General features: G+C 49.4%; 7 protein-coding genes. 2 read left to right on the top strand and 5 right to left on the bottom strand.

All coding sequences use genetic code 11. The features are described 5' to 3' along the window. Nucleotides 1–7: 7 nt before the first annotated feature. Nucleotides 8–9,295: a hypothetical protein gene (locus RIN69_RS02395; protein WP_313855316.1), complete on the top strand. Its 9,288-nt coding sequence runs from the start codon at nucleotides 8–10 to the stop codon at nucleotides 9,293–9,295. A 42-nt stretch (nucleotides 9,296–9,337) separates the two neighbouring features. Here RIN69_RS02395 and sspB read toward each other — a convergent pair whose 3' ends face one another. The 5 genes from sspB to zapE all read right to left on the bottom strand — a co-directional run bounded on the left by sspB (nucleotide 9,338) and on the right by zapE (nucleotide 13,011). Beyond that, nucleotides 9,338–9,832, bottom strand: a complete 495-nt coding sequence (gene sspB / locus RIN69_RS02390) for a ClpXP protease specificity-enhancing factor (RefSeq protein ID WP_313855314.1) — start codon at nucleotides 9,830–9,832, stop codon at nucleotides 9,338–9,340. Nucleotides 9,833–9,836: 4 nt separating this feature from the next. Beyond that, complete coding sequence (gene sspA, locus RIN69_RS02385; protein ID WP_313855313.1) at nucleotides 9,837–10,478, bottom strand: stringent starvation protein SspA; 642 nt, start codon at nucleotides 10,476–10,478, stop codon at nucleotides 9,837–9,839. Between the two features lie 320 nt (nucleotides 10,479–10,798). Beyond that, the gene (rpsI, locus tag RIN69_RS02380; protein WP_052898248.1) at nucleotides 10,799–11,191 is read right to left on the bottom strand and encodes a 30S ribosomal protein S9; all 393 of its coding nucleotides are present in this window, start codon (nucleotides 11,189–11,191) and stop codon (nucleotides 10,799–10,801) included. Between the two features lie 15 nt (nucleotides 11,192–11,206). Beyond that, nucleotides 11,207–11,635 (bottom strand): 50S ribosomal protein L13, encoded by a 429-nt coding sequence (gene rplM, locus RIN69_RS02375; RefSeq protein WP_313855312.1) that lies wholly within the window; start codon nucleotides 11,633–11,635, stop codon nucleotides 11,207–11,209. A gap of 245 nt (nucleotides 11,636–11,880) precedes the next feature. Then, nucleotides 11,881–13,011: a cell division protein ZapE gene (zapE, locus tag RIN69_RS02370; RefSeq protein WP_313855311.1), complete on the bottom strand. Its 1,131-nt coding sequence runs from the start codon at nucleotides 13,009–13,011 to the stop codon at nucleotides 11,881–11,883. A 176-nt stretch (nucleotides 13,012–13,187) separates the two neighbouring features. Between zapE and zapG the strand changes: the two genes are divergently transcribed. Then, on the top strand, nucleotides 13,188–13,589 hold the full coding sequence (gene zapG / locus RIN69_RS02365; RefSeq protein WP_313855310.1) for a Z-ring associated protein ZapG: 402 nt from the start codon (nucleotides 13,188–13,190) through the stop codon (nucleotides 13,587–13,589). The last annotated feature ends 61 nt before the right edge of the window (nucleotides 13,590–13,650 follow it).

The raw sequence follows: 13,650 nt of genomic DNA, 5'->3' as shown, positions 1-13,650 counted from the left end.
TGTTTATATGAAAAACGACATCAATCCCGTCGCCAACGGCCATATGTTACCGGCAAGAATCAAAATAAGCCGCGCTGATTTATGCACGCTTCCGGTTGCCAGTATTTGCAATACTTGCTTGTCTTTACCGGTTGCGGAAAGGGAGGGAGCGGCTGATGAAGAGCTGTTCTACGATGCCTTAGATACACAGCCCTGGCTGACTCCTGCCTCCGCGCACTGGCCATTACTCAGCTCTCTCGCCTCGCAGGTGAAAGAAGCGATTCATCACCAACTTCATTTACTTAGCCAAACCACCCTGGCTTCAAACTTACTGCATGTTCTTCATCCCGATTTGAGTAAGCTGCTCGCGGCGGTATTAATCTGTAGTCGTCAGGGAAAGAATATTGTCTGGCTGGCAGGATTTACTGGCGGACTGGAACTGATCAATAAACTTATCTATCTGGTGGCGGGTGCGACATCCACCGCTGCCCTGCTGACCACGCTGCCAGCACTGCTAAGTATCTGGTTATTCAGGCAGCATATTACTCTGACCGAAACAGCGCTGCACACCGCTTCCCTGTTATTGGCCACCGGATTGACGATTTGCGCACAGCAGGATTTTGCTCAACCCGGCTGGCTGGTGGCGCTATATGAACAGGTGATTGCTCCGGTTATGCAGGTATGCAGTGAAACCGGCATCACTGAGACAGTGACAACCGGCATCACACTGATCCTCGCGGCTTACACCATGCTGCGCATCACCGGCTGGACCGATGGCAAAAGACCGCCGGTTAATGTCTTCACTTATGGGATAAAAATAATCCAGGACATCTGCAATTTATCCGCAGAAAGTCATGATTATCAACGTTTGTATCTGATTAAACATCGGCAGGCGCTCACGAAAACATGGTATGAGCATGCCCACCACAAACCCTGGGAAGAGAGTAAAGCCAATAAAGCCTTAAACCGTTCAGTGATTCGCTGTATGAATAAAGACGTACTGATGCAAAAAGACCGGCAATTAACCGGTGTGGAGTGCCACCAATCCGACAGCCTGCGCACCGAACGCTTTTATCAGGCTTATCAGCAAACCGAGCAGCAAATTTTATCCGGAAAACTCACCACATGCCCGCAGGGCCAGAGAGAAATGCTGCCGCCAGGCAACCGGGATCGTTCCGCCATTCCGGCAAACACCGTGCCACCGGCGGCTTCTTCGGCCGCAGACGCCTCAGCACCGCTGCTGATTTCAGGTGCTTCTGTGGTAATAGCGGCAGCGGCGGTACAAAATCCATGGTGTAAGCTCAGGACCAACTTACTATTGGCAGCATCTGGTATTACTCTGCTGGCGGGTGCGCGCTATCTGCACAGTAGCTTATCGGATGCAGCGACATCATCAACCACTAAGAGAAATGCGCTCAGCGAGAATCAAGATCTGTGCGCTGATGGCACGGATAAGATCAGAAAATTGCTTCATTCTGACAAAACCGAGGCACCGCTCGCAATTGATCTTTTCGATTATTTATTTGACGACTATGGCGATATTAATATTATTCATGCCGACCGTTTACTGGCAGCTTTTGATATAACAACATTTAAAAGTAGTGAACGTAATGAGATGAATCAACAGCTGTTGCACCTGTTGTCGCTACTGCTAAGGCCGGCGGGCAGAAAAGAGCCCGTAGATATTAGCAGTATCATCATCTCGATGGGAAACAAAATTAATATAATATGGATATACTTCATTAAGAATAAGAAAAACAGCTCGGCCAGAACAATACTTCACGAATTACGCCTGCATTGTAACAAAGAATATCTATCGATGAATATTTTCACTCGACTAAAAATGCATAAGATCACCGATTTCTTGATATCCCAGGTGGCACCAGACCTGTTATTTCTGGAAAGAAATGGCAGGGAAAATGAAAAAATTCTGTCAAAAAATGTTTACTACCTTTGGAATTACATTGGAAAAATATTCACCGAAAATAAACATATCCGAAACAATGATTTTTCTTCCGCGCTGGCTTTGGGGCAAATTGATGGTTTGATTACTGCCCGGCTAAGAAGTTATGCCAGCTATAATTTAACCGAAGATCGGGAATACCTTGAAGAGGTGTATAAAGATCTAAATAAAGAAATGTATGCCTATCATAAATATGATGTTGAACTCGAAGGTGTGCCTATCGGAAATTTTGACGATATCATCAGCAATGCATTTCCAGAACTTGATATTGAAGCCGAACAAAACTTCGATACCATTCACTTCAGAATTATCACTCAGGGGCAATTCAGCGAAGATATTCGAAGATTATCAGAGTGCAGGAGTTTCCGCGATCTGATACGTAACTTTAATGATGGTTTTAAAGTATTACATCATTATCTTCCGATGAAAGTGCCCGAGTCATTACGTCTCTATGATTCAAGTAACAAACGAATTTTTTCATTAAAAAAGCATCCGACATTGCCAGAACTATATAAAAAGTTTGATCAAACTTATCAGGAAATGGTGGATTATCATTGTTCCTTATATAAAGAAGTGGTTGACCGTGCATGCGAAATTTCATCAGAAGAAGAATGCAGTTTTCTTAAAAATACGAATACGGAAATTTATGCTATCGATGCAGAAGTTAAAAGACTTAAAACATTACGATACACACTTCAGTCTGTTTTAATAAAATTCAACCGCAAAACTATTGAACGTACATCTTACAATTTACGACCCTACCATGAAATTGGAAAGATTTTTTTTGGCTACAATCGCATCACCAAAGAGAAACGTTATTATGCTATCCACATTGAAGCTAGTCGCATGCACCCAGGCCATTACCCCTTACAACGACTGTTGTATAACCAAACTGAGGATATATTTAAAGCGGGAAATGGCTTTCTGGATGAAAATTATCTGTTTATGGATCAACAATCTTTCTTTGACCCCTGTGATGATATTAAACAACCCACCACAAACTTACTCAGTCGCCTGGAAGAATCAGGCGTTTTTTTTACAGAACATTATGAATATTATAAGAATAAACTCTGCCATGCCGTCAGAAGTCCTAAAGAGATAGTCGTCACTTATCATGAACGACGGTTAGGCGATAAGAACAATGTGCCACTGGATGCGTTAAAAAAAGAGATGACAGAAAACCGCAGAAAGCTTCTTTTTCATCTAAAAAGTAAAGCACACGATCCCACGGCGGTTGAACTGACGAAAGAAAAAGGAAAAGCGATGACGCTGATAGAGTCATTCCCCTTTTACAATTGTTATGAACTCTTTCGCGACATTTTCTATACCCGGCAAGATATTTCACCTCCGTCTCCACTGATTCCGGTATTTCAGCTAACCATATGCGCAGCGGATTTTTATATGGGATATGGTTTAAAAAAAACGCTCACTACCTTAATGCAATCGCTCAGGAAAATATACACCTTACGCTGGATAAGAAGAAGCGAGTTGAGTAGCTTTAATTTACAATTAAGCAATAACATAGCGATGTCTTCTTCGGACAGTAATACCAACCTCCTCATCGAAAAAATAAAATTCACTCAGAATTCATTGAAAGCTTATGATGATGAAATAACTCAATTACGCTTCAAGCTGCAAACTTCTCTGGGAAATTTATTTTCGATGCCGGTTTACGTTAAATTTCCTTATCTCTCATTACGTTCCGGCGAAGATTTTTTAGTATCTAATATTCCATGGGGCATCGGACTGGCTAAAATGTTTATCAAAAAAGCCTACTCATTGAAAAAAAATGCTGGATTCCAGGCTCCATGGCATAATCCGACAGCAGCAAAATCAGTTGAGAATGAGAAATATATTCTTCCCCAGCCCAGTAAAAGTAACTTTACTTGCCACGCTGACTCGTCACAAGCTGATAATGTCATTCTCGATATTTTTGATCTTAACCGCACTAATTCAACGCTTTATCAGAAACTCTTTTTTACCGCATTACGTGATCCTAATGTAGAATCCGTCATTGATGCCGCCAAAAATGCTGGCTGGACGATTCCTGATAACTATAATCAGATGGCAATGTTTTGTTTTATCTCCCTGACCATTTCTGTACGCTGGTTAACCAGCAGCATCATGACTCAGCAAAAGCATTACAAAAAAGATAAAAACGATATCAAAATTACTGAAGAAGCACTTTATCAGTATTATCATGACTATCAATTAAGGTCGTATATATCCCTGCCGGTCACCATGCAATCCGATCAAAATATATTTATCAGCGAGTCTCTGCGCACGATCAAGGCACTGTTAACAAGTAACATTCAGGGTATTGAGCTAAATTACCTTTTTATGATTCAATATCTGTTAATGAACGAAGACAGCGACGCTCTCTCGAAAGCAATAGCAGGAAGTCCGATAGAACGAAAGCATCAACTGGATATTATTCAGCAAAATCTGGATTATAACCTGGACAGATTTACCATTTATGCGTCCAGTCATTTCTCGATGCAGAAAAAATTTCATACAGCAGTTGTTCAACAGTTCTGTCATATCAGTAATGAACTTATTTCCAGTAACCCGGCTAATATCACACTGTTTAGCCCCAACATTGAAACATTTCTTCAGCGGGCTGCTGATTTCCGTGTGAAGTACCCGGATGCAACACTCCCTTCCCTCGCCAGTTTTACCACTAACTGGCAGCGCATAGCCCGGAGCATTTCAGATATTTATCTGCCATTAGTACGCATCGAATTCAGTGCGCAAGTTTTAGCTGATTATCCTGTCAGCAAATGGCGTGAGGAGACAGCGCTGAATGCCTGGCGGGATAAACTTCAGCAATATCTTTTTCCAGAAATGCACTTTGAAAAGATAACCCCGGTCTTACAGCGCGCCGCGCAGCAATTAGGTCAAAGCTGGCAGCAGCGGCTAAGTACATCCGGCAACAGAATTAAGATTATTGATAATGGTGTGGTTAACTCACTGTTTATTGATGATGTCAGAGAGGCGCTGACGAAGAGCTGTGCACGGTATCCTGAGCTTTTTTTCTGCCAGGTTTATCAGCGAGATAATGGACACTGGTTTACTTTTTTAATCAACGACTTCATGTCCGACTCCTATCACCGCTCTAAACGCCAGCTGGCTGACACCGATCCTTCCTGGCCCGTTTCCCCACTGGTGAGCCGGTTGCCAAAGGCGTCTGACCTGCTGCAGGAAGCCTCTATTACCACCAACGTGATGCTCAATCAAACCAGCGTGTATCAACAACAATTACAGGCGTTAGTCAGTCTCTATTCACGCGCGAGATCGCTGCCGTTTCATCAACGTTTGCAGCAACATGCACTGGACGATCGCCCCCCAGTCAACAGCCCGACAGCGCAGGATGTAGTCAGTCTGTTCAATGATCTGATTGACGTGCTGGGCAATATCGTGGATTACCAATACCGGGCACTGAGCCACTATTTGCCACTGCTGGATGTACAGGACGATTACCTTCTTCTCCAGCTATTAAGTGATACTTTACGGCTCACGATGCCAGAATCACCTGATTTATATGAATTTATCGTTCATTCATTACAAAATAATCTTGCCGATCCCGCATTCCGCCTCGCCAGCCTGACACAGCAAAATTTTGCCGGCGTGCAGATTACAGAAATCGTCCGGCGCTTTACATTAGCCAGCAAGCAATATGACAGCGCCGTGCTGGCGGCCATCAGACGCTACATCACCGCCACAGTTCGTCATCTGCTCTCTTTTACCGCTTATCTGAGCGATATTGAACCACTGCTGGCTCAGGCTCCCCTCCACTCGCTCTCATCGCAGTGGCTTTGTCTCGGTGCAATTATTTGCCGTCAGTTAAATTTAGTTACGTCGACTGCCGGTGAACTGCTTATGCTGGCCAGCGCCGCCCAGCATGACACTGGCCTGCTTTCTTTACGCGAAACCGCCATTCAGCAATTGGCTTTTCTTAGTGGATGCCAGCCCGTTGGCGATCGGCGTGCCGAAGCCCTGGATGCGCTAAAGACGGTGTCCTCAACTCTTTTGCAGGCTGACGCGATGCAACAACGCGTTTTCAGTTGCCTGGAGGCAAGCCACTGGCTGGCGCTGTTTCTTGCTCAGATGAACTTCTCCAGCCCTGGCGACTGGGACGCATTGCGAACTTTGCTCAGTACTGCTCTGCAAGAACAGCGTAAATTATTGCAACATGCGCTGTTTGAGCTTACTGACGAGAAAAACCTGCAGCTGACTCAGGCAATTTATCGGGGAGAGCTGCAGCTCACCTGGTATCGGCAAGAAAGCAACCTGATACAACAGGGGCTGGTTGCAGGTTTGGCTTTTAATATCAAAAATCAGCACGGTATTATACTGCCGCTGGGTGAGCCAGAATCAGTCCCCCCGATCTTTCGCCAGCTGACCGCAACTCCCGATGCGCATGAACTGACCCGTCTCTGTTTTGCTGATGCTGACAACGACCGCCTTTTTCTCGATCCCATCCAGTTGAACCTGACAATCGGTACTTATTCTGTCAGCTTTCCGGTCACTAACCCGGCAATCGTGTTGTTTGAATGGATGCAATCAGAGGCAGTGAAACGATTAGCTACGCTGGAGAAGGAAAACAATGAGACATCATTTAATCAGGCAAAGCAGAGCCTGATCACCTGGCTGAGCCAGCATCTGTTCTTCTATGATAATGAGAAAAGCTACTACTCCTCTTTGCCGGAGAAAACTGAACATATTGCCCGGGCAGCGGCGCATCCGGACATTGCGAAGTGGCAACGGCGGGATCCCACCACACTCGTTCACTCAGATCCGGTCAGCCGCTTTAGTCACGCTATCAGCACGGTAATGGGTGGTCACACCCTCTGGCCTTCAATGACTGCGGTATTAAGAGCGACCGCGCCACGAACTGGCGCAACGCCCTGGGCTAATCTGCCTGAATACGGTTTCGCCGGTTTCTGGTGGGATCCGGTCAGTCGCTTCTGCTATCTCGGCTGGAAAAACGGAGAAAGTCGCGCGCTGTATGCCAGCACCGCCGATAACCGGGAAGCCTTGTATTTGTTAGCAGATGACGCAATCAACGCCACAATCTGGCCGGACTTAACCTATTTTGACTGGCTGCAGAATGACGTGCAGGCGCTGCGACGCGCTGCGATATCCGTCAGGCAATTCTTCGATGAATCAATAGCTCTGGCATGGCAGCTGCAACGCGTCTTGATTGGCGGTATCCCTCTGCCCGACGGCTCAGTTATACAACGCCCCGGATTACCCCTGGTGGTTATCCGCAGTGAGAACAATCAGCAGAGAGACTACTTTTATCCAGCCGGGGCTGAACTGGCAGTTCCGGTCACCGTCACCAGGCTGACCGGCGGTGGCTGGCGGCTCGATTTCTCGCCGCATAACGCACAGGCACTGCAAGACAACTACCTGTCGCTTGAAACCAATCAGATCGATATCACCCAGGGCGGCCTGCGCAGACTTAGCGGACAACCCGCCTGGCAACTTATTTCCGCTGCCGATGCGGATGAAATATCAAAACAAGGGATTTTCACACCTGCCAGCTATCTGCACTGGAACGGCGGCAGTCACCACACCACCACCATGGTGCCGATTTCCCGCGTGCTGCAACGCAACGACGGCAGTCTGGTATTTATTTTTATCGAGAATGATCAGCGTCTGAGCTACCGGATGCTGGATACCAGCGGCGAGCTTCAGCCTTCCCCGGCCCTGCCCGCGGACTGGCCGCGCGACGTCAGTGGTGCAGACACACGGCAACGTAATGCGGCCATTAACCAGCTTATTACCCGCCAAAAAGCACCGGATTATCGCGCATTGCTGGAGCCGGATGAGCAGTTGCGGCTGGAAAATGTCCTGTCCGGCGCGCGGCAGTACAGGCGTGCGGCCATCAGCCAGGCTTACAGCCAGCATCGTGCCTTTCTCTTCCGCTCAGCCTTCAGCAAACAGGCGCAAAGCGAGCTGGAGGATATCCTGCTGGCCTTTCTTCGGATGCGGCAAAACTTCTGGCAGCGAGTAAAAATAAACGCGCAGCTTGAAGATACGCCGCTTTCTCTGGATGAGCTGCTGTGGAAGCCTTACGCCTGGCGGGATTACAACCTTTTCAGCCATGCTGGCTGCGACAGCGCGCTGGAAAAATTACAACAGGAGAAGACACTACTGCATGCGATGCGTCAGCAGATAAATCTGCACCATGATGTGCGCTTAACCAGCGACGATTTAAAGGCGTGGATCGCACAACGCCTGACAATGCTCAATGCTGCCGTGGCTGCGATTCCGTCGATTAAAAGCCAGCAGCACAGTCAGCCAGATGCGATGAAGACGATATTACCATTGCAGTTGCAGCGCTTTGCGCACAACTATTTCTTTGGTTATTACGACCGTCAGCTTTATGTTACCGCAGAGCTGTTTCAGCAGCCGTGGCCGTGTATCCGCGATGCCGACTGGCCGGGAGCGGCGCGCAACAGCTGGCAACCGGCGCTGGACCTGCTGCACACTCTGGTTACTGAGATGCCGCCGCAGGTAAGGATAGCAGACCGGCTACTGACGTTGCCCGAGCCGCTGTGGCGCGCAGATGAGATGCAGCAGCGCGCACGCTCATGGCAGCAGACCTGCCAGCAGGGATTTCGCTACTGGCAGACCGCACGCAGCGCCGAACAAATGTTACTGCTGCGGCCCGCTGCCGCAACGCAAGAGCCGCAATTGATGTCACAGCGCTATCGCTGGCCGGTTCGCCTGGTGCTGGCAGCCGGTATTGGCGATCCTGACAATAATCAAAGCGCGGGCACCGCGCCGCCGTTACAGATTGGCGCGCAACATAACGAAGATTTATTGCTGACGCCGCCTGGCCCGGCAATAAGCGGAGAGCCGTCGGCACGGCTGGCGGCGATTAATGCCGATCCGCAAAATGCCCGGCAGTTTGCCGACTGGATTAAGCTGCGGCTCTCCAGCCCGTGGGCGCTACAGGCCTTTTCCGGGCCTGAATTTTTGTTACGTCTGCATGGCAGAATTCAGCGGGTAATGGCGCAGGAAGCGGACAGCTGGTGTCAGGAGGAACAAGAATTTTACCGCTCGCCGGCCACCGCTGAGTTTCTGCAGCAAAGCCAGCCTGAATTGATCGATAAGAGCCACTACGCTGCGCTTTTCATCCAGCTGTTTAACAGCAATCTGCTGGTCACCCGATTAATTATGACCGATGCGGAAATGGTGTTTGGCCTGATGTGTGATTACTTTGTGGAAAAGCACCCTGAACGAGCCACCGAGGATCTGTCGAAAGCCTGGTTTCTGTTTCTGCACACCTTCGACCAGCCTGAGCAGGACGACCGGCAACCTCTCTGGCTGGTCGGCGTGTGACACCAAGCAGGGTAAAAAAAAACGGGCCAGCAGGCCCGTTTTCTATTTGACGACGCGAAGCGCCGGACGACCACCGCGCGGCGGCGGCGTATCATCAGGGTTATCGTCATCATCGCTACTGTCATCAGGACGATCGCCATCAATAACCGACATGACGGTCTCTGGTTCATCCTGCTCAGCAGTAAAGTTTTGCTCACCACCCTCTTCATAGGCAGGTTCAGGCTCAAACATCGTGCCTGCACCGTTCTCGCGGGCGTAGATTGCCAGCACCGCATTCAGCGGTACGGTAACCTGGCGCGGAACGCCACCAAAGCGGGCATTGAAACGAACGTCATCGTTGCCTAACTCAAGGTTACCCACGGCACGCGGTGCGATATTCAGAACGATCTGTCCATCACGAGCGTACTCCAGCGGCACCATTACGCCAGGCAGATTGATGTCTACGACTAAATGCGGCGTCAGCTGGTTATCCAGCAGCCACTCGTAAAACGCTCGCAGCAGATAAGGGCGACGTGCGGTTAGTTGAGACATTTCCATACGATTAGCCCCGCGTTTGCAGGCGCATTTCACGTTCCGCTTCCGTCAGGGAAGCCAGGAAGGAATCACGCTCGAACACACGCGTCATATAGCCTTTCAGCTCTTTTGAACCCGCACCAGACAGTTCGATGCCCATCTGTGGTAAACGCCACAGCAGCGGTGCCAGATAGCAATCAACCAGACTAAATTCTTCACTCATAAAGAATGGCGTACGGGAGAACAGCGGGGCAATCGCCAGCAGCTCTTCACGCAGTTGTTTACGTGCCGCGTCAGCTTCCTGCGCGTTGCCGTTTTCAACTTTACGCATCAGACTGTACCAGTCCTGCTCTACGCGGTGCATCATCAGGCGGCTTTCACCGCGTGCAACCGGGTACACAGGCATCAGTGGCGGATGCGGAAAGCGCTCATCAAGGTATTCCATGATGATGCGGGATTCATACAGCGTCAGCTCGCGATCGACCAGCGTTGGCACGGTACGATACGGGTTGAGGTCAATCAGATCCTGCGGCAGATTATCCGTTTCAACCTGCTCGATCTCTACACTGACACCTTTCTCAGCCAGCACGATACGTACCTGATGGCTAAAAATGTCAGTCGGACCAGAAAACAGCGTCATTACCGAACGTTTGTTGGCAGCGACAGCCATGAAAACCTCCAAGTTTATCGAGAAAATTACTGCGAATAGCCAACCACGCGGCGACTAACCTGCTTGATATAACCCCTCGCAGCCAAAAGTTGCGCCGATCCAGCATCCTGACAGGATAATCATGCGTAACTACCCGGCATACGGGCGCAAAGTGACACACAGTTTACCAGATTTTAAGCGACTTGTGGGGGAAGCATTGAAGATTTGACGGGAAAATGCTAGTGAGCGGGAAAATACCCCGGATTACATCCGTGACGGGCAATAAAAAACCCGGTGTAAGCACCGGGTTTTTTCGATAATTTGCGCTGTAAACAGGCGAATTAACGCTTGGAGAACTGTGGACGACGACGTGCTTTACGCAGACCGACTTTCTTACGTTCAACCTGACGCGCATCACGAGTAACGAAGCCTGCTTTACGCAGTTCGCCACGCATGGACTCGTCGTACTCCATCAGAGCGCGTGTGATACCGTGACGGATCGCACCAGCCTGACCAGAGATACCACCACCTTTAACGGTGATGTACAGATCAAATTTACCAACCACATCCATCAGTTCCAGCGGCTGACGAACTACCATGCGGGCAGTTTCGCGACCGAAGTACTGTTCCAGTGAACGCTGGTTGATAACGATGTTACCACTGCCCGGCTTGATGAAAACGCGAGCGGTAGAGCTTTTGCGGCGACCAGTGCCGTAGTTTTGATTCTCAGCCATTGCCTATAATCCCGATTAAATGTCCAGAACTTGCGGTTGCTGTGCCGCATGGTTGTGCTCGTTGCCCGCGTAAACTTTCAGTTTACGGTACATAGCACGACCCAGCGGGCCCTTTGGCAGCATGCCTTTAACCGCGATTTCAATCACACGCTCAGGACGGCGAGCAATCATCTCTTCGAAGGTCGCTTGCTTGATACCACCGATGTGACCGGTGTGATGGTAATAAATCTTGTCAGTACGCTTGTTGCCGGTTACAGCAACTTTCTCAGCGTTCAGAACGATGATGTAATCACCAGTATCAACGTGCGGAGTATATTCCGCTTTGTGCTTACCGCGCAGGCGCAGTGCCAGTTCAGTCGCCAGGCGACCTAAAGTTTTGCCCGTTGCGTCAACAACGTACCAGTCACGTTTTACGGTTTCTGGTTTAGCTGTAAAAGTTTTCATTAAAAGCTTACCCAAATTAAGTTACACGTTGGTGAAATCCCAAACGCTTGAATAAACGGTTGAGGCTCACACGACCATCTTGACCAGCAAGCCCACCCCTTCGGATAGAGTTACTGGAACGCAAAAGTTTTTGGGAAAAAAAACCAATGCCGTAACGTGGGGTCGCAAGATTATAGAGAAGTCGCACACAAAGCGCGACCCCTTTTTGCGATTAAATCCACTTCCGGCCAGGGTTTTTTAAGCGCTTACGGCAAATGTTCAAGACGCAGGTATTCTTCGCTCTGCATCTCCTGTAAACGCGACAAACAGCGCTGATACTCAAATTTCAGCCGCTCGCCCTGATAAATTTCAAACAGTGAGGCTTCAGCAGCGACGACCAGCTTCACGTGACGCTCATAAAACTCATCCACCAGCGCCAGAAAACGGCGTGCCTGATCCTCGGTGCGATTGACCATTACCGGCACGTTATACAGCAGCACGCTATGAAAACGGCGTGACAGCTCGATGTAATCATGCTGGCTGCGCGCTTCGCCGCACAGCGTATAGAAATCCATTGCCACCACGCCTTCCGCAACGCCCAGCGTCGGCAACGGCCGGTGGTTAACTTCCAGTACCGGCTTCTCATCATCGCGTGCCACTCCAGCCAGCGCGACAAACATCCTCTCCATTTCGCGGGCAGTTTCATCGTTCAATGGCTGCATCCATAAATGGGCCGACGTCAGGGTGCGCAGACGATAATCGATGCCGGCATCGACGTTCATAATGTCGCAATGGCGTTTAATCAATTCGATCGCTGGCAGGAAGCGCGCACGCTGCAGACCATTACGGTAGAGATCGTCCGGCGGGATATTCGACGTGGCCACCAGCGCGATACCACGGGCAAACAGCGCTTCCATCAAGGTTCCCAGCAGCATTGCATCGGTAATATCAGAAACAAAAAACTCATCAAAACAGAGAATATCGGTCTGCGCCTTAAAACGATCGGCAATGATTTCCAGCGGATCGGACTGCCCCTGAAGTTCGGTCAGCTCCTGATGCACCCGCAGCATAAAGCGATGGAAATGCAGACGCAGTTTGCGATCGCCAGGAATAGCCCGAAAAAACAGATCCATTAACCAGGTTTTCCCGCGCCCCACTCCGCCCCACATATACAGCCCGCGAACCGGTGGCAGCGGCGCGGTTTTCTCCTTGCCCATCAGTCCCTTCAGCTTACCAAACAGGCCGCCAGGCGGCGCAGACGGCGCAGACGGTGTGGCGATCAAGGCCTGCTGGATAACGTCTAAACGAGCGATCGCATTACGCTGAACCTCGTCAGGTTGATAGTCGCCGTTATTCAGCGCCTGCTGATAAAGCGCCAGAGGAGAAGTCGTTTGCATTGTTAAATCACATTCCCTGAAAAGTGGTCTGTCACGCAGCCGGTTGACGAAAAAAAGGCCGTTCTACACTAAGCGATGCTGCCACAGGATTCCACTTCGATTCGATAAGCAGGTATAGTGGCTATTATTAAGTTGATAGGCCCTACGGAACAACGAAGACAACATGGGAGTCATTTATGACCTGGGAATACGCGCTCATTGGTTTGGTGGTTGGTATTATTATCGGCGCAGTTGTGATGCGTTTTGGTAACAGAAAATTGCGTGAGCAGCGCAGCATGCAGTATGAACTGGAAAAAACTAAAGCCGAATTGTCGGATTATCGTGAAGAACTGACCGGCCATTTTGCACAGAGCGCAGAGCTGCTGGATAACATGGCGCGTGATTACCGCCAGCTTTATCAGCATATGGCGAAAGGTTCGAACGACCTGCTGCCAAATCTGCCAGGTGAGAAAAACCCTTTTGCTTATCAGTTAACTGAAGCAGAAGCGGATAACGATCAGGCACCGGTCCAGATGCCGCGAGACTACTCCGAAGGCGCATCCGGCCTGCTGCGTAGCGAACACGCCAAACGCGATTAATTTACTCTCAGGGGCGCTTTTGCGCCCCTTTTTCGACATAAAGCGTCGAACCCTTTTCTGA

Source organism: Winslowiella toletana (assembly GCF_032164335.1).
Lineage (GTDB): Bacteria > Pseudomonadota > Gammaproteobacteria > Enterobacterales > Enterobacteriaceae > Erwinia > Erwinia toletana_A.
The sequence above is the reverse complement of the archived record's forward strand: the minus strand, read 5'-3'. Positions and strand labels throughout refer to the sequence as shown.